The organism is Variovorax sp. NFACC27, assembly GCF_048301545.1.
In the GTDB taxonomy this organism is placed as follows: Bacteria; Pseudomonadota; Gammaproteobacteria; order Burkholderiales; family Burkholderiaceae_C; genus Variovorax; species Variovorax gossypii.
The window spans coordinates 4,568,856-4,590,220 of sequence record NZ_CP157613.1; the positions used below are offsets into that span (position 1 = coordinate 4,568,856).

Genomic DNA, 21,365 nt, shown 5'->3' on the forward strand with positions numbered 1-21,365 from the left:
CGCAGCTTTCGTGCGTACCTTGGCAATCGCGGCGGAATCGCCAGATGCCTCAGCCACTTTCTGTTCTTTGATGGCGTTGACGACAAAGGCATCCAATGCCGGCTCGATGACCCAGACAACCCCTTCAAAGGGGCCGGCTCGGCTCGGCGCGTCCTGCGAATTTGTTGAGCCCCTGCTGCAACTGTTCGAGATGCACCGGATGGTCCTTGAGCATGTCGCGCAGCCGCGGAGGAATGGGTGGGGAAGCGAGTCTAGGCATCGCACCTGCCTCGTGCAAAAAAATTCGAGGTCCATCGACCGGTGAGCCTGGTGGGGCCTCGTCCAACGGTCCACTGGCGGCATCATTCGGACACCTCCTTGTTCTCCTGGAAGTAATTCCAAAAGCCGTCATGGCCAAGCCAGCGGGCCTTGGAGCGCGCCCGGAGCATCGCCCGTTCCTTTTCCCTCGCCCGCTCGATCGCGGCGGTGTCGCCGCTGGCCTCTGCCGCTTGCCGTTCGTCGTGTGCCTGGGTCGCGAAATCTGCCAGCTCATCTTCAAGCGACCAGATGGCTTCATCGAATGGCTGCAGCCTTGGTGCGGCGTGGTCCGCGAATTTGTCAAGCACCTTCTGCAGCCGCGCGATCTGTTCCGGATAGTCCTTGAGCAGTTCGAAAAGCTTCGTGGGAATGGGTGGCGAAGCGAGTCTTGGCATCGGCTGGCCTTCCTGCAAGCAAATAGGGGGGTTTCGCTGGCCGTAAGCTTGGCGTGTCGTCGGACTTGTACGTTCATCACACGCGGTGGACGCCTTGCTTCCCCCCGGGCGACTTGACATCGCATGAGCCTGGTCGGGCAAGTTGTTCGCGCAAATCACGGACTTTCTCGTGCCGGGCAGCAGGATTCCGCGCGTTTCCCTTCTTGAGATAGATCGAGTGAAGCTATGGCTCCTTGGAGCGAGGGAAATCCGCAGCTCCAAGTTCGAGCGCCATGCTCCTGATCGCGTTCAGCGTGCCGTAGCCGGGGTTCTTCCGGCAATGCTTCACCACGTGGTCCACGACCATCTTCTCAGAGAGGTCTGGGTAGATCCTTTGTGGGTTGTACGTGTTGTATGCGGAGATATAGCCGCGCGTGTACTGATGCAACTGGGCGCGGACCGACGGGTCTCGCTGATGCCCAAGGACCGTGCGGCAGGGCAGACCCTCGTAAACCGAAATGACGGGCTTCGTGGCAAACGCCGTTGAACCGAAGAGTGCCGCGACAAGAAAAATCGCTTTCACAGGAGTTGACTTTGCTTGGATTTGCAGCGGCTGCAATGCGAGCGATGCGGGGACATCAAGACGTCTCACTCGAGGAGGCGAACCGCAAGCGAAGAAGTACAACTGCCGTGCAAACGAGCTACCGTTGAACAATATGCCATGGCTCACCTCCTAGCGCAGCGGTTCGAACGACGGCGATGTGAAGCCGCCCTCCATCGTGCCGCTCAATGCAGTGCCGCTGCAGGTCCACGTCCAGCGCTCGAACGTGTAGTTGCTCTGGATCCAGCGATTGCCGGCGGCGTCGCCGCCAGGCGAGCGAACCGACCAGCCTATCTCTGCGTTGTAGTGTGCTGCATCGCGTCCGTCGATCACGACGCCTTTGGTATCGACGATCTTTTCGCGCGTTGCACCGTTCTCGATCGGCTGAGGCCCCTTGTCTGCGCCGCTCTTGTCCTGCGCATGCAACTGCCGCAGACGCTCCACGCACGCGGCGAAGCTGGCGAATGATTCCGGTGGCGTCTGGCGCAGCGGCAAATGTCCGCTCGCATGGACCGATGGCGCGAACAGTACCAGCACGCTCAGCAAGCAGGGGCTTGCGTCGAGTCGCTTCATCCTTGAGCTTCCTGTGTATGTTTCATTCTTGCCTGCTCCGGTCGTCGTCCTTCCAGAGGACACTGCCACTCCACTTGTGCTGCAAGTATCGATGATCGCTGCGACTGGCGACCTACCTCCGCGAGACGGTCTCCCAGTTTCGCCCGTACGGATCGAAGGCAGTGATCGATTCGGACGTCACAGGGCAAGCAGGATCGAGCGGTGTGGAACGTCGGTACGGAGTGTGCATGACCTTCCTCGCGCCGAAGTGGACTCCGCTGAGTAGATTGGTGGAATCTCGTCCCACGCGGTCATCCGATGATCTCGACCTCGCCGTTTCCATTTCACGGGAGCTTCTCACCGTCTTCATTCGATGCGTTGACGAGGCCGCCATCATGGCGATCCAGTGACCTGCGAGGAATCCATGCACAAGAAAATCCTGAGGCTCGGGCGGAGCGTCATGATGGCGCTGTCGTTCGTACTTCTGTCCACGGCGGCGAACGCCTTTTCCGGCGACGCCACGGACAACGCATTCGCCGCCTTGCTTTCGACGCCCGGCGCCGAACCGGAGCAGGGTTATTGGGATTTCCCGAAGCCCGAAGACCTCCCGGCGGCGAACGAGACCGCGCTGATTGCCTACCTGGCAAAGCAACTCAAGGCTGGCGCAGACCCCAATGCCTACCGGCACCTCGGCACGCTGCTCCACCACGCCATCCGCGCGGGCCAGCAACGCACCGCGATCTGGCTGCTTGCTCATGGCGCGGATCCGCGCAAGACACTCCAGGGCGGCACGGACACCGCCTTGACACTCGGCGTTCGCTACAAGCGCAAAAAGGTCCTGCAGGCACTGAAGTCGACCTATGGCCTCGTGCCCGACACGACGCCCGCGTCATCAGCAAAGCCGCCACCCCAGCCCGTGGATGCCAGGCGCATCGCTTCACTGACCTTCGGCTCCCCCGCCGACGACAAGCTGGCGCGGGACTCCATGCGCCGGCTGGCGATATCCGTGACCTCCTACAACCCCCAGCCTGACCAGGTGGCCGCCAGCGAGGCCGCCGTTGGTCAATGGACTGCGCTGGCCGCCCGCCTGAACCCCGAGGTCTATGCCCGCATCATGGACGACGACCAGGCCATGAGCGACCTGGTCCTGATGCACAGCCGCTCCGCCGCGGGCCTGGACGCGGCCCTGGCGGGCGTGCCCGCTCCGGTCCTGCAGCGTCGCGTGAACGCTGCGGTGCGCGGCCTGGCGCAGCGTGCCGCGCTGCTCGGGTCCTCGGGCGACGCCCTCCCCGCCTACGGACTGGCACCGGAGCTCTGGCGCACACTGTGGCGACATCTGCCTCGACCGATCGACTACACCGAGTGGCCCTCACTGGCCGGGCGGATCCAGCCTGAACTCTGGAGCGAGCTGTTCGCCAGCGGCTACGCCAACCGCGACGCGAACACCGCCTTGCAGTGCGCACCTGCCGAGATGGGCGCGAAGGCCTTCGAGGCGGCCTGGCCCTTCATGCTCGCGCAGTTCGGCAATGCCCGCGACAACGTGCCGATCACGATACTGAGCCAGTTCCGGCTCGTCGGCTCGCAATACCCCGACTGCGCAACCTCCAGCGAGGCCGACACCCGCGAGAAACTGCTCTTCCTGGCATCGCACGGGGTGGCCCGGCCGCTCCGCGGGCTGGACGCGAAGCGCGTCGCAGCTGTCGCCAAGTCACTGGTGCCTGCCGTAGGCCCCTTCATCGACAACACGACGCCCGGCAAACCCAGGCTCGTCGATGCGCAGGCGAACTGCACCTTCGAACTGACCGACACCTTGTACCGCGAACTCCTGAACCACGCGACGGTGACAGCCAACCGGGGCGATGTGATGGTTCGCGTCGAAACGGTGCAACTCGTCGAGATCCCCGGCGATACCCGATGCGGCTTGCTCGTGGGAGGCAGCTCGCAGGTCGACGGCTATGTGGGCGGCCTCGTGGACACCTTCACCGGGCCAGAGAACAATCCCACGCCTTCGTGTCCCGATCCGAGCGACGGGTACGAGGTCTGGCGCGAGCACGACGGCAAGGTCGAGCGTCTGAACACCGACATGGGCGGCGACGATGGCGTGCCCCGGCTGATGCCGGTCCAGGACACGGTGACGGGCCGTCGCTACTACCTCCACGACGGCATGCAGTACGGCAGGTGCCATGGGGCGCTCAGGCTGCCGTTCACCTTCGAATGGAAGTCGTCGGCACAGGGGCCTGCGCTGACGAAGACGACGGCATTCCCCGAACTGGAGGAGGCGCTGTATGCGCAATGCAGCGTCGACGACAAGGCCGGTGTGCGATGCAACGGCATTTCCGCGGTGAACGCGGTCGCCCCTTCTGCGGCCGCCTCCACGCCAAAGGATGCCTTCAACAGCCTGGATCTCCAGACGTTCCTCAAGGTGTTTCGCAAGACGCAGTTCGACGACTACCAGGCCGCGGTGCGAGCGCTGGACAGACCGCGCCTGCAGGCCTTCAAGACCGCAGGCGTTCCCGGCCCGTGGACTGCGGAAGCCATCAAGTCCTTGGCGCGCTCGGATCTGTCGCAGGCCGAGCGGCGTCGACGCATCGCCTGGCTGTTTGCCGACCATGACCAGCTGGCGCGTGCGTTGGACAACGAGGTGCTGGCGTCGCTGGCGGACTGGCTGCCGCGCGAAGACTGGGGCCCGATTCTCGGCGTCGTCACAAGTCACCGGGACGTCTACTACGGCCTTGGCTATCTGCGAGCCGGCCTTGCCGAAAAGAAACGCGATGCACTTGCCTGCGACATCGACCGCGCCCAGGGCTTGATGTGTGGCGAGACCTGGGGCGCTGACCACTAACACCAGAGAGGCCAGGGCAGCAACGCTGAAGGGCCGCCGCAGGCGCGCGGCACGCGCCGAGCACGCGCGCATGTGCGCGTCCAGGACCTTGAACGCGAGAACGAGGGGGAGCCTCAGGGCTTTCACAGGCAAGCCCTCCCTCTGCAGCCGCCATGTCCCTGTAGTGCATCGAACAGACCCTCATCGCGCTGGCGGCCAGCTGCAGGACGACCACGCCCATGCCCAGCAGGAAGCCGGCCACCATGAGGCATGTCGGGCCGCGCGGCGCCTCCATTCCATTCAGACGTCGCTTCGAGGCAACGCAGCTCAGTTTTTTGCGAACTTTGAACGACTTTCGTTCTACACCGCATGTTGTGGGGGCGGCGCGGCAGGCCCCATCATCTGCAAGACGCAACTTGTAGGAGATGCGGATGGATTCACTCTGCGCCAGCAAACAGAGCCGCTTCGTGCGGGAAGCGGCTGTCAACCGACGGCGTCTCGCGAGCTGCGCTCCCTGCAGGGCAACACATGCGCAACAGCAGTCCACCACCCAACTGTTCCGCGAAGCCGGGCGCCGTGTCGATGTGGGATCCGTGGCACTGGAGCCCTGCGTGCGATTCACCTCCGTGCGGATGCATGGCGACGCTTTGGCCGAGCACGGCGGGTTAGCGGCGCTCGACAGGAGGCTAAGCCGGGATACGGCCAGTTTTAGCTCATAAGCCTCAAAGTCATTAAAGACGTCTTGCTTATGCAGGCTGCTCCGATCACGCGGGATCGGCCCCCCCTGCCGATCACTCGGGTGATCGGTTCTCCATACCTCGGAGGGCCGGGAGCGGCTCCGATCCATTGCGACCTCGAGCCCTTGCCGCGCTGGCACGTACAGCTTGGTCATATGTCATCGTGCCGGCAACCACCGCTGCAACGTCCGCCAGAAATCGTGGCTTGGGTTCATGGCCCGCAATCCGCGTGTTTGCAAGGGCCTGGGCAATTGCATCGCCGCGCACCTCCTTCGTGGTCACGGCAACACCTCAACCCCAACAGGACGCCAAGCCATCACCTCTCCACCGTGCAGCTTCGGATCGAACCGCTTAAGCAGGTTCTCCAGTGCGTGCTCCTCGATCCGTGGCCGGGAAGAAATGCCGCGCCCCCGCGGCAGCGAAACGGGGCGAGGCACCTTCATCTGACTTGCTTTCTTGGTCATGCTCATGATTTTCCTCCTGGAACGTCACGCCGCACAATGCGAACGGTCGTCTCGTCGACGGGACCTGGGAGCGAAATGCCGTGATCAGAAAAGTCCGTGCCGGGCCTTGGCTCCGAGCTGGACGATCACGATTGATCCCAAGCGTCGATGGTCAATAGTTGATTGGGAGGACAAGCGGCAATCTTCTCTGCGTGAAAGATCAAATTGCCCTTCCAGTTCGGGGGCATCACATAGTCATCGCCAATGATGGCAGGCCCCCTGTGCACCGGCGGTCCGTCAGCAAGCAGCGGCAGCACATCGCTGGCTTTGGCGGTGTAGCGGTTCGGGTAGCCGCTGAAGGAGAGTTGGATCGCCGACCCCGCCTTCACGAGTTGATGCAGCCACTCGATGCCGCCGGGTCCGACCTCCCAGTTCGCGAGAACGGCCGCCCTTCGGTCCACCGCCTGGTCACGCTCCTCGGGTGTCTGAGCTGCAACAACTATCCACCAGCCGATCATCGTTTGCTCCTTCGTTGCTGGCCAATCCCATGCACAACGAGCCTGAAGTGCCTGCTCGATTTGTCGGATGGCGCTCTGTGTCGGATGATCGCACTTCATCTTCAGGAGATATTCTCTTCACCATTCAAAAGCCATTGCCACCGCCCGCCGGCTACGCCAGTTGGCTCGACTACGCAGTCGAGGCGTTCAGCACCCGGCAGGCCTGGCTCGAAAGCCTCTGGGAAACCTGGGTCGACGACACCGCTGTCGAACTAGACCGCGAAGAGATCCGCGAGTCTGCGCGTCTGGAACTGCGCGCCCTGCGCAAGGCGGCCGGAGCTGCTGACCCATGAGTTGGGGACACGTGCCGCACACACCGCACTTACCGAGCTATCGAACCTTTCGCGCACCGGTCTTGGCGGCCTTTGAGGCTGGCACTTCTTGCGGCGGCGGCACCGGTTCCGGCGGCGAGAGCCGCTCCAGCAGCGCGCGAAGCGTCTGTGCTTCGGCTTTGAATTGCGTCGCTTCTTGTTGGGCCACCGCGAGTCGTTCCCTCGTCGCCTGAAGATCGTCAACAAGGCCGCGATTGCTGGCCGTCAGTTCTCGTTGCGACACCTCGGCCGCATCGGCCTTGACCTGCAGCCGCGTAACGGCGTCGGCCTGCGCCAGCAAGCTCTCGCGATGGCGGCCTTCGGCCTGCGCCAATTGGCCACGCAGCGCCTCGAGCTGCTTGTCGGCCTTGATCCGGGCCTGGCGCTCCTGGTCGATCTCCAGCAGCGCGCGCCGCTCGGCGGCGTCCGAACGAGCGTTCGCCGCGTCCACGGCCTCCCGTGCCTTGGCTAATTCGGCGCTGAAATCCACCCGCACTCGCTCCTGCTGATGGCGCGCTTCCTCGAGATGGCGCTGCAACTCCTGCAACCTGGCCACGGCGCCGGCATGGGCGCGCCGCTCTGCCTCCAGGTCAGTTTGCCGTTGCTGGAGCGATTCCTGGGTCGCGCTCAGCTGCTGACGCAGGGTATCGGCGGTGGCCAGCGCCTCGGTTGCCGCTTGGCGAGCCCGAGCTTCCTCGCCCTGAGCCTGCTCGACCGCGGCCTGGTCCTCCAGGCGCAGCGCCGCGAGTTCGTGGCGCGCAGCGGCCGTGGCCTGCCGCCACAACTCGGCGATGACCTCCGCCGCGCTCGTTTTGAGTTCGGGCGGCAGATCCGGATGGTCGATTTCGACGCGCGCCTTGCTGCGCAGATCCTCCCAGAACTTGGCCAGCGCCTCCGCCGGCGCACTCATCGAGCCCTTGCGCACAAACTGGTACAGCTTGCTTGCCGTGGGGGTGATGCCATAGCGGAAGAACAGCAACGCGCAAACCTCACGATAGAGGTCTTTTGTTTCCGTAAATCGCCCCCGGAGGGTTTCAATGTCGCTCTGGAGTTCAATTTCGGTATTCATGAATAAATAATACAACGTAATACGTTCAATTCATTGAATTAATTCTCAGTCTATGGACATAAGTTTTCTAATGTCCACAATCTTGCTGATGTCCCTCTATTGCGCGTAGCTCCGCATGAATGCCCTCGTCAGCCTGGATCAAATGACGGTGCCGGCCCATCTGGATGGCAGCCGTGGCCGCAATCGCGCCAGCACGCGCTCGCAACTGGCCGCGGTCGACGACCGCTCGGCTGTTCTGGCTTGGCTGGCCCGCTACGCCGATTCACCTGCCACGCTCGCCAGCTATCGCAAGGAAGCCGAACGCCTCCTGCTGTGGTGCGTCCTGCAGCGCGGCGTAGCCCTCTCGGACCTCACGCACGAAGACCTTCTGCTCTACCAGCGCTTCCTTGGGGATCCGCAGCCGGCCGAGCGCTGGGTCATGGCGCCAGGCCAAAAACCGGGGCGCAACTCGCCGCGCTGGCGCCCCTTTGCCGGCCCGCTGGGGGCCTCGAGCCTGCGCCAGGCTTTGTCGATCCTCAACGCCATGTTCTCGTGGCTTGTGGAGGCCGGACACTTGGCCGGCAATCCGCTGGCGCTGAGCCGGCGCAAGCGCCGGCAGGCAGCACCTCGTGTGAGCCGTTTTCTGCCAGAGGAACACTGGAACTTGGTTAAGGCCGCGATCGAGGCGATGCCCGTGAGCAGCGAGCGCGAAAGGCTGCACGCATCGCGCTGCCGATGGCTGTTTTCCTTGCTCTACATCGGTGGGCTGCGCGTGTCCGAGATCTGCGATGGCAGCATGAGTGGCTTCTTCAGCCGGCGCGGCGCCGATGGGCGCGAGCGTTGGTGGCTCGAAATCACCGGCAAGGGCAGCAAGACCCGCCTGGTGCCGGCCACGGGCGAATTGATGGCCGAGTTGATGCGCTACCGCAAGGCCCACGCCTTGAACCCGCTTCCACTGGAGGGCGAAGGCACGCCGCTGGTGATGACGCTGATCGCTCCGATCAAGCCGATGGCGCGGAGCGCCATCCACGAACTCGTCAAGGGGGTAATGCATACCAGCGCGGCCGCACTGCGGCGGCGTGGTCCCGATTTCGAGGCGGCCGCATCCCACTTGGAGCAGGCATCGACCCACTGGATTCGCCACACCGCCGGAAGCCATCTAAGCGAGAAAGTCGACCTGAAAGTGGTCCGCGACAACCTGGGCCATGCCAACATCAGCACGACCAGCATCTATTTGCACACCGAGGACGATATCCGTCACGACGCGACGGCCGCTGGGCACCGGGTTGGCTGGCGCACGCCGTAGGGCCTCAGTCTGCGGTCATTCGCATCGTCGACATCGGGCAGCACCAGCGGGAGGTCCAGACGAACTTTCCCGGGCTCGCTCATATTCGGTTCATTTTCTGAAGGTTGGACTCGATTGTGCCGCCCCTGGCACGCCCGTACCCGGCACCAGGATTGCCGTCACTCGCAGCGTCCCCTCGAAGCGGTCGGCCCGGAATCGGACCTTGTCGCCCGCCTTGGCCCGAAGGATCACCCTGGCATCCACGTAGCGGAAGATCGTCGTCCTTGCGGGTAGGTGAAGGTGTGCGATCGGTTCGTGGCGCAGCGTCACCTCGCCGCGCTCGGCATCGATCTTGACGATTTCCCCAGCGATGAAGTCATTGGCCGAGGACTGCGCATGAATGCGGCCTCCGAACCCTGGAGCTATGTACGCGCACAGGAAGACCAGTTGATGCCGGCGGGAGATCATCGAAGTGGCCTCGTGCGTCATGGCAGCTCCCGTTAATCGGCAAGTAGGGCTCTCATTTCTTTGGTGCGGCGGCCGTCGCCCCGGAGCCTGCCGGAGCGGCTGCCTCAAGCCTCTGACGAGTTGCCGCCGTGCGCAACGCGCCGACTACACGCCACGCGCTCGGCGCACCAGTCACAAAGATCACCGCCGCCAGCGCCAGGTAGACCCAGGCGAGCATGGTCAGCGCATCGATGGCGCGTTGCGCATCCTCCCGAAAAATGAAGGCCACCACCAACTGAACCGAGAACAGCGCCGCGAGCGTGATTGCCGACACCAAGCTGAAACGCAGGCGCAGCAGCAACGCCACGCCGAACAAGGACTGCGCCGCGGTCAGGAAGAATTCCTCGTGCTGTCGCGCGTCGAGTGGCATCGACGTCAGCGCACCTGCGCCCACGCTCATCGCCAGCGGCAGCATGCCGACCAGCAACGTCCACTGATTGATCTTGTCGCTGATCATCGTCGTCAGGCCGCCCTCGGCGCGGCCCGAGAGCACGAACAGCACCGCGATCACGACGGCGGGCGCCTCGCTGGCCAAGGGGGCGAGCCATTGGATGAGCAGGAATTCGTCGATCCCCAGCACCCGTCCCGAGGCGACGATCGATTCGGCGAACGGTTCGGCCGAAGCAAGGATCACCGCGGCGGCCACGATCGTGAGCCCGCCCATCCAGGTCCATTGACGGGCAGGCGACAGGGTCGCCAGCGCCGCGGCCGGTCCGGGCTCGTCGTCGGCCTCCAGGCCAGACTCAACCTTGGGCATGCGCCCTGTCACCCACAGGTAGGCCCCGAAAATACCGATCAGCACGACCGTGTCGACGAGGCTGATCCGATTCCTGAGGACGATCACGAACGCGTAGAGACTTGCAACCAGCAGGAAACCTATCTCCACGACGTTGACCGTCGCTAACCTGATACTGCGCTCGCGCGTTCGAAACCAGTGAAGGATCGCCATCAGCGGCCATGCCACGCCAACCAGCAGCCGGTTCGCTCCCGTCATGTTCGCGGCCGCGTAGTGGACATAGTTGGATTCCGGAGCCTTGCCCGCCTGGTACGCGTAGTACATGTCGACCGCATACTCGGGCAGCACGGTAACCAAGGCCACCAGGGCCAGCACCAGGCCTTGCGAGATTCGTTTTTCAGCCGCCTCGGCCCCCCAGGACAACATGAAGCCTGCGGCTAATACGGCAACACCGAAGACTGCGGTGTCCAGTACCGGATTGGGGCGAAACCCGCTGTAACGGAAGATTGCCGCCGGCACGATGGCCGCCACGGCGATGCCGAGCAGAAGAAGGAATCGTTTCATCGGTATTCTGGTTGGAGTAGACCTATCAATGATGCCATCGCATCGTGACTGGAGCCCGCTTCACGACACCGAAACAAAAAAGCGTTTCAATGTCTCGGTGTAGACCGCGCGAACGCTCAGTCCGCTCGCGGTTGAAGAAGCGGCCGTCCTATTCGGGCGCGGCCTTGACCAGGCGCTTGACCTCTTCGCGCAGCGGCGCGAGCGGCAGGCCGTAGTCGGCATTGATGGAGAGCGAGCCCAGCAGTTGCGCAGCCCTGCACGCCCAATTCTGGAACGGCTTCTCGATGGAGTAGCTGAGGGGAAGGATGAGCCGTCGGTCGTCCCAGATCTTGAGCCTCACGAAAGTGCCGGCGATTTCATCGACCTGGCCCCATTCGCCCTCGACGACCAGCACGTCGCCGATGCGGATTGGCTGCGCCAGCGCGATCTGCAGGCCGGCGATCAGGTTGCTGAATACAGGCTTGGCGGCCAGGCCTGCGACGATGCCGATCAAGCCCGCGGAGGCCAGAAGGCTGGCGCCGATCTGGCGAGCGCCGGGCGACCTGCCATACGAGTTGCAATGCGGCGAGTGGCAGGGCCGACCGCACGGCTGGCTGCACATGGAGCAGCATTGTGTGAAGCACAGGTGCCCCGCGGGTCACCCGTCGCAGCACCATAGTGCCAGCACGCTGGATCAAGAGCGCCAGCGGTGCCGCGATCAACGCCGCCACGCCGGGGCCGAACCATGGATGAGAAATCAACATTTCTTAGTCACTGAACAGTTGCTGCAGCCATTCTTCGATCCATTGGCAGCGTGGATTTTGCGATAACGCATCCGGCTGCCGCTGCCGGCTGCCGCTGCCGCTGCGGCTCAGCCCCGCCCTGAACGCAAACATTCGAGGCTGCCTAAACGCAAGCGAAACTGCGATGGCAATCGCAATCGCTTGTTTCGTCGCCAGCGGTGCCGTGCCCGACCGCGGAGGCAGTTAGCCGCGCGAAGACAACGGTTGGGCGAGTAGGCGAATGCGCCTGCTGCCAAACCGCTGCCTGCCAAGCCGTGCGCGGTGGGCATCTGCGCTGCTCAGGCACGCAACTACATATACAAACCTCAAGATTGATCTTGCCCCCGTATTTCAGGACACGGGCTATTCGCAATGTAGCGTCTGCTCGATCTGAGCAAGACGCTGGTGGGCAGCGCGATGCTGCCTGAACTCCCTGGGTGATTTCATCTTCAATGCCGAGTGCGGATGCACCTCATTGAAGTGCTCGAAGGCTGCGGCCATCTGCGCCATCACCGTTCTCGCATCGGCAAGGTCCATGCGGCTGACGTAGTCGCGCTTGAACGTGTTCACGAAGCTCTCGGCGATGCCGTTGCTCTGGGGGCTGCACACGGGTGTGTTGACTGGGCTCAGGCCCAGCTGTCGAGCGATCTGCCGGGTCTCGGCAGCGATGTAGGCGCCCCCGTTGTCCGAGAGGAACTCCAAGGCGTGGGTACTGGGAACACCCTCGACGCTGCCGAAGCGCTTCTCCACGGCCTCGATGAGCATTTCGCGCACCGGCTCGCCCGGCAGCCCTTTGCCCTCCCATGCCCGATAGGCCAGGATCTCACGGTCGCAGCAGTCCTTGGTGAAGGTCGCGGTCACGGTCTGCCCAGAATCACACTTGATCTCGAAGCCGTCCGAGCACCAGCGCATGTCGCTGTGCGCGACGGCCACCTTGCCCTCATGGGGCCGGCTGGACTGGCGCCGTCTCGGCGCCTTCGGTAGCAGCAATGCATGAGCCCCCATCACGCGGTAGATGCGCTTGGCGTTCACTCGCGGCGCACCGGTGGTGGCTCGATGCCGGTTCACCAATGCGCAGGCACGCCGGTAGCCATAGGTCGGCAACTCGGTGATCTGGGCCTTGATCTCGTCGAGCAAGGCCACGTCGCTTGCAGGCGCCGTGCGTCGTGTCCGGGCGTCGATCCAGGACTCGGGGCGAGCTTGCAAGCGATGAATGTTCGAGCGCGCCAACCCAAGGGCCTGGCAGACGGCCTTCACTGGCCGTCCCCGTCCAGCAAGGGCGAGCGCGCAATCCACTTTTTTTCTGCGGCGTACTCCACAGCTTCCTTGAGGATCTCGTTCTCCACCGTCTTCTTGCCAAGCACGCGCTGTAGCTTGGCGATCTCGGCACGAGCGGCTGCCAGTTCCGAAGCCGGCACCACAGCCTCGCCCGCCGATACAGCCGTCAGCGCCCCTTGCCGCTCCAGCTTGCGCCACTGGAACAGCAGGCTGGCGGCAACGCCTTCCTGACGTGCGACGAGCGACACGCTCATGCCAGGTTCGTAGCTTCGACGAACCAGTGCGGCCTTCTCTGCAAGGGACCAGCGCCTGCGGCGCTGGTCCCTCATGATCACTTCGACGGTATCCGTATTCCTAGTCGTACTCACAGTCCTACTCCTATCTTTAAAGATAAGCGATAGACCGTGTCCTGTCATTCAAGGGGCCAGCTCAAGATGACAATGTAGCCTTCGCAGTTGGGAGATGCGGCAAAGCACACCAGGCGCGATCCAGTTGCCACGCCAGAATCAGGCGGTCGCCTTTCCGCACTGCGCGCAGAATTTCGCCCCGGGCTGTACAGCGGTACCGCACTGGGTACAGGCAGTGGCAATCAACGACCCACCGCATTGTTGACAAAACCGCGCGCCCGGCGCATTGGCAGCGCGACACGCCGGGCACGCCACGACCGGCGGCGCAGCAGGGGGTGGAGGCGGAACGCCGCCTGGAGGCATTCCGCCGCCATAGCCACCATACCCATAGCCGCCGTGGCCGCCACCATGACCTCCGCCGTGATGACCACCGCCATGCCCGCCTAAAATTCTATTCAACAGTCCCATAAATCTGCTCCATTAGTTCAACGCATCGGTAAGACAGCCGCGATGGCCTTGGCTTTGCCACGGGCGACCTTGTCTGCGCAATTGTGCGCCTGGTTTCAAGCCTCGCATCCCTCTCAATCGGAGCGGCGAGTTGTCGGAACGTTCCCCGAAGATCTGACTCGAACCTGACCACAGATCGACTTGGAGCTGCGATGAGATGGGTTTCATTGGCCTTTGCGCTGCTTGTGGCCGCGGCAATCACCGGGTGTGCCGTCGCTCAGCCCGGTCTGGCGGCGCCCCTGCCCCTGCGGATCGACGAGGTGGTGGCGATGAGCACGCGAGGAGACAGCGATGCAGCAATCATTGCCCAGATCCAACAGCGGGGCGCTGCCTTCGTGCTGACGCCCCAGGACTTCGCGCAACAGCGCGCAGCCGGAGTCAGCGATGGCGTGCTGCGCTATGTTCAGGGCCGCAGCGACGGCGATCAGGCCCTCCGGGCCCGCATCCTGTCTGGACGGTACCCCGTCCCCGCCTACTACGGCAGCTCTTACCTAGGCTATTCTTACCTCGGATACCATGCAGGCCAGCACTACTACGGTGGGAGCTACTACGGTCGCAGCTATGGTGAGAGAGCGCAGCACGGCTACCCGGGGGGGTATGCACCCATGCACCATGGAGGCCATCATGGCGGTGGGCACCACTGATGCTTGCGCGTCCGCCAGGGCCGCCCGCCCTTGGCCTCTGGCTCTGGTACGGACCGCTGCAACCGTCCTTGCGCTGACGGCAGCGTGCACGGCCATGGGAGACCAGCGAACACTGTACAAGTCGGTGCTGCCCAGCGGGGAAGTCGTCTACGCTGATTCGCCACAACCAGGTGCCAAGCGCACGGACGAACTGCTCGTCGAGCCGCATCCGCCCAACGCGCAGGCAACTCAAGCCGCGCAGCGCGATCTGACTGCCATGCGAGAGCAGCTTTTGCGCGACGCCGATGCGCGTGCAGCTCGGGGGCAGCAATTGGACAGGGACATTGCCAGTGCTGCGGGCCAGCTACGGGACGCGCAAGCACGACAAGAGCAAGCCCGGAACGTCCAGGAAGGCGACCGGCAAGGCCGCAGACTGGTGGGGCCGTTCTGGCAACGCCAGCAAATGCTCGCCAACGAAGTGCAGCGCGCGCGGCAAGCGTTGAATGCCCTCCAGAGAGAGCGCGCAGCGCTGCAGTGAAAGTGGTCCGTTGCCGCGTCGTCCCATGCCCTGAGTCGCAAGCGCTCGGGCGATATTCTTCTACGTGGTGCTCGCCACCACATTGATCGACAGCGCCAGCACCAGCATGTTGAATGCGAATGAGAGGACGCCATGCACCAGCGTCAGGCGCCGCATCTCTCTGGAAGTGACCTGAACGTCCGACACCTGGCACATCATGCCGACCACAAACGAGTAGTACAGAAAATCGAGATAGTCGCTTTGCCCACCTCGATCACCTCTACAGTGCGCCCCCCTGCTGAAAATCCCCGCGTCCTGCAGGAATGACGCGCAGCCGGCAATGCTGGGCAGAGCATTCATGCCAAGGGCAATCATCATGCCTCGCCTGCAAGGCATGCCTGGAGAGCGGCCTCCGGCGGTCGCGCCGCCAAGGCGCAAGCAGAACCAACCGTGGATCAGGCGATGGCACGCTCGCTCTGGACATCCATTACATAGATCCATCCCGAGCCTGGCGACCCGGTTCGTCCTGCGGTCGCAATGATTTCCACGAACTCGTCGACCTGCACGTCGTCACAATGGAGCTCCAGTTTGTACTCGTTCACCACTTCGTCGCCCAGTTCAATGGAGTAGCGACGTTCGGCCTCATAAAGCGGCGTCAACGAGCCCTTGACGATGTACAGGGTTAGGTTATGGCGCCGCCCGGTGGCATCGTCGCCCCAGGCCCCCGAGTTCTTGAGCGCGGCAATGACCGCAGCCACGCGGTTGCTATGTACGTAGGCCTTGATTTCCTTCATGGTGCGTCTCCTTGTTGACTGGATTGCTGGGCTGCTGCCTTGCGCCGGTCGGCGCGCTGCTCTGCCCACTCGTAGATAAGCGGCAAGATCAGCAGCGTCAAGGCGGTCGACGTGAAGAGGCCTCCCACGACCACCGTGGCAAGGGGGCGTTGCGTTTCCGCTCCGACACCGGTCGACAACAGCATCGGGATCAGGCCCAGGATCGCGACTGAGGCTGTCATCAACACGGGTCGCAGCCGCAGCGCTGCTCCCTGCCGAACCGCATCCCGTATTGACAGGCCCTGGCGTCGCTGGTCGTTAAGAAAGGTCATCATCACAATGCCGTTCAACATCGCCACGCCAAATACCGCGATGAAACCGATGGCAGATGGCACCGAGAGGTACTGGCCGCTGATAAACAGGCCCACGATGCCTCCAATGATGGCGAACGGGACGTTCGCAATGATGATCGTTGCGTGGCGTACCGAGTTGAAGGCGGTATAGAGCAGGATGAAGATCAGGCCGATCGTGAGCGGCACGATGACCGCAAGCCGTGCCATGGCGCGCTGCTGGTTTTCGAAGGAGCCTCCCCATTCGACCCAATAGCCGGTCGGCATTTCGACCTGCTGCTTCAGTTGCTCATTGGCTTCCTTGACGAAACTGTCCACGTCGCGGCCCTTGACATCCATCTGTAGAACCGAATATCGCTGCAGCGACTCGCGGCGGATGAACGAATAGCCTTCGTCCAGTTCAATCGAGGCGACTTGGGAGAAAGGCACCAAAGCGCCCTCTTTGGTGCGGATGGGTATGCTGGCGATTGCGGCAGGACTCAGCCGAAAATCGTCGGACAGCCGCACGGCGATCTCAAAGCGCCTGGTGCCGTCGATCAGCGTGGAGACCGCGCTGCCACCAATTCCCGACTGAACCACTTCCAGGATTTCGTCGGCGTTGATGCCGAAGCGCGAGGCTGCTTCCCGATTGACCTTGATGATGAGCTGCGGCTTTCCTTTGTTCGCCTCAGCCGACAGGTCGGCCACGCCAGGCACTTTGCCGAGCACGCCTTGTATCTTCGCGGTCAGTCGATCGAGCGTTGCCAAGTCTTCTCCATAGAGCTTCAGCGCCAACGTCGCACGCACTCCCGAGATCAGTTCCTCCACGCGCGACTGGATGGGCTGAGTCGCGCCGAACACCGCCGTGGGAACGACTTTCTCCAGTGCCTCCTGCATGTTGGACGCAAGTTTTCCGTAGGAAATCTGCTCTGGCCATTCCTTGGGTGGCTTCGTGTCGAGATTGAATTCCATGTAGTTCACGTCTGTGGTTTCTCCTCCCTCAGCGCGACCGATGGTTGCCAATACCGATCGGATCTGCGGAAACTGTTTGTGCAGTTCTGCACTCACTGTGTGTGACACCCTGATCGATTCATCCAACGACGTTGAAGGGATGCCTGTGACCCGGAACTGAATGGTTCCTTCCTGGAGTTGAGGCATGAACTCCTTGCCGAGGAAAGGAAATAGCGCCAGCGATGCCAATAGCAGCACGATGGCAGAGCCCACGACCAGCTTCTTGCGCTCAAGCGCCCAATCGAGCAAGGGCAAGTAAATACGCTTGGCGCGCCGCACCAGGAACGTGTCGCGCTCTTCCTTCGGTTTCAAAATCATGGCCGCCAGCACTGGCACCAAAGTCATCGACAGCACAAGCGAGCCCACCATTGCGAAGGTGATCGTGAAGGCCATCGGCTTGAAGAGCTTGCCCTCCAGGCCCGTCAGTGAGAACAACGGCAGAAATACCACGATGATGATCAGGATCGCGAAGGCGATCGGATTCATGACCTCGCGCGCAGCCTCCAAGATCAGATGAGTCTTGTTGATCGGCTTGCCCGCCTCTTTTGCGTGGGCGAGCAGGCGAAATGCATTCTCGACCATCACCACTGCACCGTCGACCATCATTCCGGTACCGATCGCCAGTCCCGCCAGGGACATCAAATTGGCAGACACGCCAAACTGTTGCATCAAGATGAAAGCGATCAGCATGGCCATCGGCAACGTGATGACGACCACGATTGCGGAACGGAATTCGCCCAGGAACAAGAAGAGGATTACCGCTACCAGAATCGCACCTTCAACCAGCGAACTTTCCGCGGTGGCTAACGCCTTCTTCACGAGCTCGGTTCGGTCATAGACGGGCTGCAAGGTAACGCCCTTGGGCAACGCAGCCTGCGCCACTGCCAGCTTCGCCTTCGCCGCATCGACCACGTTCTTGGCGTTCTCGCCGACGCGCGCCAAAGCGATACCGAGCACAGCTTCCTTGCCATCGCGGGTCACTGCGCCAAAGCGCGGTGCCGGCGCCTGCTTGACCTGGGCGACGTCGCGCACGTAGACCGGCGCACCGTTGCGCTCAGCAATCACGATCTGCTCGAGGTCCTTGTTCGTGGTCACCAGGCCCAGGCCCCGCACCAGATACTGCTCGGCACCGAGGCTGATCGACTGCCCCCCGACCTGCTTGTTGTTGGCGGTGAGCCGTTCCATGACCTCCTTGAAGCTCAGGCCGTATTGGATCAGCTTGCGAGGATCGATCTGTACCTGGTACTGTTTCTGGTCGCCCCCCCAAGACACCACGTCATCGACACCAGGCGTGGTGCGCAGGATCAGCCGCACTGTCCAGTCCTGCAACGTGCGCAGATCCATCAGGCTCAGGCTCTTGTCGGCCGACTCGACCGTGTACCAGAAGACTTGGCCCAAACCTGAACTGTTGGGGCCGAGCACCGGCTCGCCGTAACCCTGCGGCAGGCGCCCTTTGACGTCCTGGAGCTTCTCGCCTACCAGACGCCGGGCGAAGTAGATGTCGACGTTGTCCTTGAAGTAGATGCCAACGTAGGACAGTCCGAAGAGCGAGACCGAGCGGACTTCCTCGACATTGGGCAGCCCGGCCATGGCCCCTTCGATCGGCGTGGTGAGCAGCTTTTCCACATCCTCGGCAGCCAGACCGGGCGACTCGGTGTAGATGTTGACCTGAATTGGCGTGACGTCAGGAAACGCGTCCACTGGCACGTCGCGAAACGCTTGGATGCCAAGGCCGATGAGGACCGTGAAGACAACCAGGACAAGGACTTTGTAACGAAGCGATGCGTCTACGATAGCGTTGAGCATGTTTTATCCCCGTGGTCACTCGGTGCCGATTTGCGACTTCAGAATGCGTGCCTTCAGGGCATAGGTACCCGCACTCACGATCTGCTCACCTGGCTTCAACCCGGACTTGACGATGGTTCGATTGCCCAACCGCTCGCCGGGATCGATGGCGCGTTGCTCGTAGCCGCCGTTTTCGAACACGAACACATTGGCCTGGCCCTGCATCAGAACGATGGCGCTGTCCGGCACGGTCAGCACCTTTGCTGGTGCCGCTGCTTGCGCGCCTTGGCCCCCCTCGATGGTGGCCGTCGCGAACATCTCTGGCTTCAGGCGCGCGTCCTTGTTCTCGACTTCGATGCGTGCCGGGACGGTTCTCGTGTCTTTGTCGAGGACGCTTGCGACGTAAGTCACACGACCGCCAAAACGCTCGCCGGGATAGGCGCCTACGGTGACCGCGGCTTGTGCCCCTACACGAACCTTGGCCAGTTGGGCTTCAGCGAGGTTCGCCTCGATCCATACTGTCGACAGATCAGCCACCACAAAGAGGGCATCGGCAGGACCTGCCAGCCCTCCAACTGTGGCCTTTTTCTCGATCACCGTGCCCGCGAAAGGCGTGGCAAGCGGGAACACGGACGCCATGCCTTTGCCTTCGCCGGTAGTCACGCCGAGCAGTTTCAGGCGATCTTCGGCCGCTCTCAGCGACGCTCTGGACTTCTCGTACTCCGCTCTCGACCGCAGAAATTCCTTCTGCGAAATGATTTCCTCGGCCTGCAGTGAAGCCGCTCGTTTGTAGTCGGCCTCCGCGACACGATCGGCCGATCGGGCTTGACTGAGCGCCGAGGAGGCTTCGCCCACGGCAAGGCTGTCCAGCGTGGCCAATGTCTGCCCCGCGCGAACCATGTCCCCAAGGTTGGCCGACACCGTGGCAATGCGACCTTCCACGCGAGGGGCGATGCGGGCGATGCGATCCTGGTTCGGACGAATCGTTGCCGTAACCCTGACTGTGTCGGTGAGGATTTGCGCCTTCAGTTCCTCCAGCACAATGCCGGCGCGATCGGCCTCTTCTTTGGAAAGCTTGATTCCTTCTTGCTCCTTGGACTTTTCCGCCGCAGCGGGCTTTTCTGCAGACGCGGTGTTCGAGCCACTGCAAGCGGCCAGCAGGGCAATCACAACGGAAGCAGCGGTGGCCGCGATCAAACGCCTCACGGTCAGCGTGCTGGTGAGCGGGGTTGCAGGAGTCATGCAGGTAAGGGACGAGTGGATTGGGTTCATGGGGTGACTCCTTCGGGGGACCAGCCGGCGGCCAGTTCCAGCGCGAGCCGAGTAATCTGATAGTCGATGAGTGCGTCGTTCAAGTCGCGCCGCGCGTCGAGCGCTTGTCGATTGACGACGATCAGTTCGAGCAAGCCGATTTGGCCAGCCTGCCGGGACTTGAGGGACAGCTGCTGGTTATCGAGAAGGGCGGGAAGCACCACGTCCTGGAGGCGGCTGACGCGCGTGCGGAGGCTTTCCAGTTTGGTCCACAGGGCCTGAACCTGGGCCTGCACATCGCGCACGGCGGCGATGCGGGAGATTTCGGCCTGGGTTAGCTGGGTGCTCGCCTGGCCGATTCCTGTCGCGTTCCGGTTGAACAGGGGCAGTGGTACCGTCAAAGTTACAGTGCTGAGCCGTTCACGTGCCGCCGTCATGCCCTCGCGGCCGGTGCTGATGCCCACGGTGAGGTCAGGGTAGCGCCGGGCATTTTCGAGCTTCAGCCTGGAGCGCGCGGACGCCTCTCGCGCGCCAAGTGCGCGCAGGCGTGGTTGGGTCTCGGCTTGCGAAAGAAGGTCCGCCAGACTGTAGGGCGCAGGCGTAGTGGCCACCCCGAGATCGCCGCTTGCCTGCGGCAGCCGCTCCGGCGGGAGCTGCAGCCTGGCAGCAAGCTCGGCCCGTGCGTCGAGCAGATTCTCACGGGCGAGCGCCAACTGGTTGCGCGCACGCTCGGCTTCGACGGCAGCCACGTTCGCATCGAGCTTCGTGTCCTCGCCCGCGGTGCGGCGCTTCTGAATTGCCGCCGCTGTGCGTTCGAAGAGGCCGAGCGCCTCCTGTTCGAGTTCGATGCGCTGCTGGAGGGCCAAGACGCGAAAGTAGAACTGCGAGACGTCCACCCGGACCTGCGTGCGCACGTCCGTGATTTCTTCCTGGAGCGCCCGCAGAGCTGCCTCGGCAGCATCGCGTCGATGGCCGCGTTGGCCGGCAATCTCGAGGGTTTGCTGGACGCCAGCAGCCCATTCCCGCGTCCGCGCGGACGGCAAACCGTCCTGAGGCACTTGGCGGCGCGTGGCGCCCAGATCCAGAACGGGATTGTTGTAGAGCAAGGCACGCGCGTCTGTTCGCGCTCCCTCGGCGGCTGTGATCTCCGCCCGCTTGATCCTCAGGGTGGGATTGGCCTCTTCGGCAAGGCGCCACACCTCCGCCAGACTCAGCGCCTGCAGGCTTTGGGGTGTCTGAGATGCTTGGGGCGTGATCGCAGGCCCAGCGACGGGCAGCGCTTCTTGCGCAAGGGTTGGCAATGAAGCCAACGCCCATGCGCTGGCGAGCGCCAGCGTCTTGATTCGCATC

At 63.0% G+C, this 21,365-nt stretch carries 22 protein-coding genes and 1 pseudogene; 6 read left to right on the forward strand and 17 right to left on the reverse strand.

Annotation, left to right across the window (positions count from 1 at the left end; translation table 11 throughout):
- Nucleotides 1-341 precede the first annotated feature (341 nt).
- The 3 genes from ABL840_RS21390 to ABL840_RS21400 all read right to left on the reverse strand — a co-directional run bounded on the left by ABL840_RS21390 (nt 342) and on the right by ABL840_RS21400 (nt 1,845).
- On the reverse strand, nt 342-692 hold the full coding sequence (locus ABL840_RS21390; RefSeq protein ID WP_093307978.1) for a hypothetical protein: 351 nt from the start codon (nt 690-692) through the stop codon (nt 342-344).
- A 223-nt stretch (nt 693-915) separates the two neighbouring features.
- Nucleotides 916-1,254: a hypothetical protein gene (locus ABL840_RS21395; protein ID WP_093307979.1), complete on the reverse strand. Its 339-nt coding sequence runs from the start codon at nt 1,252-1,254 to the stop codon at nt 916-918.
- A gap of 150 nt (nt 1,255-1,404) precedes the next feature.
- Nucleotides 1,405-1,845, reverse strand: a complete 441-nt coding sequence (locus tag ABL840_RS21400; RefSeq protein ID WP_093208648.1) for a hypothetical protein — start codon at nt 1,843-1,845, stop codon at nt 1,405-1,407.
- A gap of 227 nt (nt 1,846-2,072) precedes the next feature.
- On the opposite strand from ABL840_RS21400, the gene ABL840_RS21405 reads away from it, so the two are divergent.
- Both ABL840_RS21405 and ABL840_RS21410 read left to right on the forward strand, forming a co-directional pair.
- On the forward strand, nt 2,073-2,234 hold the full coding sequence (locus tag ABL840_RS21405) for a hypothetical protein (protein ID WP_176947690.1): 162 nt from the start codon (nt 2,073-2,075) through the stop codon (nt 2,232-2,234).
- Between the two features lie 14 nt (nt 2,235-2,248).
- A complete protein-coding gene (locus tag ABL840_RS21410; protein ID WP_143043061.1) occupies nt 2,249-4,666 on the forward strand; it encodes an ankyrin repeat domain-containing protein in 2,418 nt (805 codons plus the stop codon).
- A 770-nt stretch (nt 4,667-5,436) separates the two neighbouring features.
- On the opposite strand, the gene ABL840_RS21415 is transcribed toward ABL840_RS21410, so the two are convergent.
- The 3 genes from ABL840_RS21415 to ABL840_RS21425 form a co-directional block, all read right to left on the reverse strand.
- A complete protein-coding gene (locus ABL840_RS21415; RefSeq protein WP_158307678.1) occupies nt 5,437-5,664 on the reverse strand; it encodes an antitoxin VbhA family protein in 228 nt (75 codons plus the stop codon).
- Complete coding sequence (locus ABL840_RS21420) at nt 5,661-5,852, reverse strand: hypothetical protein (RefSeq protein ID WP_013397101.1); 192 nt, start codon at nt 5,850-5,852, stop codon at nt 5,661-5,663. Before ABL840_RS21420 ends, ABL840_RS21415 begins: the two co-directional genes overlap by 4 nt.
- A 119-nt stretch (nt 5,853-5,971) precedes the next feature.
- The gene (locus ABL840_RS21425) at nt 5,972-6,343 is read right to left on the reverse strand and encodes a hypothetical protein (RefSeq protein WP_093307182.1); all 372 of its coding nucleotides are present in this window, start codon (nt 6,341-6,343) and stop codon (nt 5,972-5,974) included.
- A gap of 14 nt (nt 6,344-6,357) precedes the next feature.
- On the opposite strand from ABL840_RS21425, the gene ABL840_RS21430 reads away from it, so the two are divergent.
- Nucleotides 6,358-6,675 (forward strand): hypothetical protein, encoded by a 318-nt coding sequence (locus tag ABL840_RS21430; protein ID WP_143093992.1) that lies wholly within the window; start codon nt 6,358-6,360, stop codon nt 6,673-6,675.
- Between the two features lie 37 nt (nt 6,676-6,712).
- Here ABL840_RS21430 and ABL840_RS21435 read toward each other — a convergent pair whose 3' ends face one another.
- On the reverse strand, nt 6,713-7,762 hold the full coding sequence (locus ABL840_RS21435) for a DNA-binding protein (RefSeq protein WP_093307183.1): 1,050 nt from the start codon (nt 7,760-7,762) through the stop codon (nt 6,713-6,715).
- Between the two features lie 115 nt (nt 7,763-7,877).
- Here ABL840_RS21435 and ABL840_RS21440 point away from each other — a divergent pair, with 115 nt between their 5' ends.
- Entirely contained in the window at nt 7,878-9,047 is a 1,170-nt protein-coding gene (locus ABL840_RS21440; RefSeq protein ID WP_093307184.1) for a tyrosine-type recombinase/integrase, read from the forward strand.
- A 90-nt stretch (nt 9,048-9,137) separates the two neighbouring features.
- Here the strand turns inward: ABL840_RS21440 and ABL840_RS21445 are convergent, their stop codons facing one another.
- From ABL840_RS21445 to ABL840_RS21465, 5 genes are all read right to left on the reverse strand, one after another.
- The gene (locus ABL840_RS21445; RefSeq protein ID WP_418115975.1) at nt 9,138-9,515 is read right to left on the reverse strand and encodes a copper-binding protein; all 378 of its coding nucleotides are present in this window, start codon (nt 9,513-9,515) and stop codon (nt 9,138-9,140) included.
- A gap of 31 nt (nt 9,516-9,546) precedes the next feature.
- Nucleotides 9,547-10,833, reverse strand: coding sequence for a sodium:proton exchanger (locus ABL840_RS21450; protein ID WP_093307185.1), 1,287 nt, complete (start codon nt 10,831-10,833; stop codon nt 9,547-9,549).
- A 148-nt stretch (nt 10,834-10,981) separates the two neighbouring features.
- Entirely contained in the window at nt 10,982-11,326 is a 345-nt protein-coding gene (locus ABL840_RS21455; protein ID WP_418115976.1) for a mechanosensitive ion channel family protein, read from the reverse strand.
- 631 nt (nt 11,327-11,957) lie between these two features.
- Nucleotides 11,958-13,201 (reverse strand): IS3 family transposase gene (locus tag ABL840_RS21460; RefSeq protein WP_093307205.1). Its coding sequence is split into 2 segments (ribosomal slippage): nt 11,958-12,904 and nt 12,904-13,201, totalling 1,245 coding nucleotides; the frame shifts between segments, so codons are not numbered across the junction.
- Nucleotides 13,202-13,378: 177 nt separating this feature from the next.
- Complete coding sequence (locus ABL840_RS21465; protein WP_093307186.1) at nt 13,379-13,687, reverse strand: double zinc ribbon domain-containing protein; 309 nt, start codon at nt 13,685-13,687, stop codon at nt 13,379-13,381.
- Nucleotides 13,688-13,878: 191 nt separating this feature from the next.
- On the opposite strand from ABL840_RS21465, the gene ABL840_RS21470 reads away from it, so the two are divergent.
- Nucleotides 13,879-14,370, forward strand: coding sequence for a hypothetical protein (locus ABL840_RS21470; RefSeq protein ID WP_093307187.1), 492 nt, complete (start codon nt 13,879-13,881; stop codon nt 14,368-14,370).
- Nucleotides 14,351-14,887, forward strand: a complete 537-nt coding sequence (locus ABL840_RS21475) for a DUF4124 domain-containing protein (RefSeq protein WP_093307188.1) — start codon at nt 14,351-14,353, stop codon at nt 14,885-14,887. Before ABL840_RS21470 ends, ABL840_RS21475 begins: the two co-directional genes overlap by 20 nt.
- Before the next feature lie 60 nt (nt 14,888-14,947).
- Here ABL840_RS21475 and ABL840_RS21480 read toward each other — a convergent pair.
- The 5 genes and pseudogenes from ABL840_RS21480 to ABL840_RS21500 form a co-directional block, all read right to left on the reverse strand.
- Nucleotides 14,948-15,130 (reverse strand): annotated as a pseudogene (locus ABL840_RS21480) (DUF1345 domain-containing protein); the annotation flags it as partial.
- 191 nt (nt 15,131-15,321) lie between these two features.
- Entirely contained in the window at nt 15,322-15,660 is a 339-nt protein-coding gene (locus ABL840_RS21485; protein WP_093307189.1) for a P-II family nitrogen regulator, read from the reverse strand.
- Nucleotides 15,657-18,785 carry an efflux RND transporter permease subunit gene (locus tag ABL840_RS21490; protein WP_093307190.1) on the reverse strand — a complete coding sequence of 1,043 codons (3,129 nt, stop codon included), beginning with the start codon at nt 18,783-18,785 and terminating at the stop codon, nt 15,657-15,659. The genes ABL840_RS21485 and ABL840_RS21490 overlap by 4 nt, the downstream gene beginning before the upstream one ends.
- A gap of 15 nt (nt 18,786-18,800) precedes the next feature.
- Nucleotides 18,801-20,036, reverse strand: coding sequence for an efflux RND transporter periplasmic adaptor subunit (locus ABL840_RS21495; protein ID WP_418115977.1), 1,236 nt, complete (start codon nt 20,034-20,036; stop codon nt 18,801-18,803).
- Nucleotides 20,033-21,364 carry a TolC family protein gene (locus tag ABL840_RS21500; protein ID WP_093307191.1) on the reverse strand — a complete coding sequence of 444 codons (1,332 nt, stop codon included), beginning with the start codon at nt 21,362-21,364 and terminating at the stop codon, nt 20,033-20,035. Before ABL840_RS21500 ends, ABL840_RS21495 begins: the two co-directional genes overlap by 4 nt.
- Nucleotide 21,365 lies beyond the last annotated feature (1 nt).

Excerpts from the sequence above, each read along its gene's own strand:
- ABL840_RS21485 (WP_093307189.1), bottom strand. The coding sequence starts at position 15,660 with ATGAAGGAAATCAAGGCCTACGTACATAGCAACCGCGTGGCTGCGGTC.
- ABL840_RS21435 (WP_093307183.1), bottom strand. The coding sequence starts at position 7,762 with ATGAATACCGAAATTGAACTCCAGAGCGACATTGAAACCCTCCGGGGG.
- ABL840_RS21445 (WP_418115975.1), bottom strand. The coding sequence starts at position 9,515 with ATGACGCACGAGGCCACTTCGATGATCTCCCGCCGGCATCAACTGGTC.
- ABL840_RS21425 (WP_093307182.1), bottom strand. The coding sequence starts at position 6,343 with ATGATCGGCTGGTGGATAGTTGTTGCAGCTCAGACACCCGAGGAGCGT.
- ABL840_RS21390 (WP_093307978.1), bottom strand. The coding sequence starts at position 692 with ATGCCAAGACTCGCTTCGCCACCCATTCCCACGAAGCTTTTCGAACTG.
- ABL840_RS21400 (WP_093208648.1), bottom strand. The coding sequence starts at position 1,845 with ATGAAGCGACTCGACGCAAGCCCCTGCTTGCTGAGCGTGCTGGTACTG.
- ABL840_RS21475 (WP_093307188.1), top strand. The coding sequence starts at position 14,351 with ATGGCGGTGGGCACCACTGATGCTTGCGCGTCCGCCAGGGCCGCCCGC.
- ABL840_RS21490 (WP_093307190.1), bottom strand. The coding sequence starts at position 18,785 with ATGCTCAACGCTATCGTAGACGCATCGCTTCGTTACAAAGTCCTTGTC.
- ABL840_RS21405 (WP_176947690.1), top strand. The coding sequence starts at position 2,073 with ATGACCTTCCTCGCGCCGAAGTGGACTCCGCTGAGTAGATTGGTGGAA.
- ABL840_RS21450 (WP_093307185.1), bottom strand. The coding sequence starts at position 10,833 with ATGAAACGATTCCTTCTTCTGCTCGGCATCGCCGTGGCGGCCATCGTG.
- ABL840_RS21465 (WP_093307186.1), bottom strand. The coding sequence starts at position 13,687 with ATGGGACTGTTGAATAGAATTTTAGGCGGGCATGGCGGTGGTCATCAC.
- ABL840_RS21470 (WP_093307187.1), top strand. The coding sequence starts at position 13,879 with ATGAGATGGGTTTCATTGGCCTTTGCGCTGCTTGTGGCCGCGGCAATC.
- ABL840_RS21495 (WP_418115977.1), bottom strand. The coding sequence starts at position 20,036 with ATGAACCCAATCCACTCGTCCCTTACCTGCATGACTCCTGCAACCCCG.
- ABL840_RS21410 (WP_143043061.1), top strand. The coding sequence starts at position 2,249 with ATGCACAAGAAAATCCTGAGGCTCGGGCGGAGCGTCATGATGGCGCTG.
- ABL840_RS21420 (WP_013397101.1), bottom strand. The coding sequence starts at position 5,852 with ATGAGCATGACCAAGAAAGCAAGTCAGATGAAGGTGCCTCGCCCCGTT.
- ABL840_RS21500 (WP_093307191.1), bottom strand. The coding sequence starts at position 21,364 with ATGCGAATCAAGACGCTGGCGCTCGCCAGCGCATGGGCGTTGGCTTCA.
- ABL840_RS21440 (WP_093307184.1), top strand. The coding sequence starts at position 7,878 with ATGAATGCCCTCGTCAGCCTGGATCAAATGACGGTGCCGGCCCATCTG.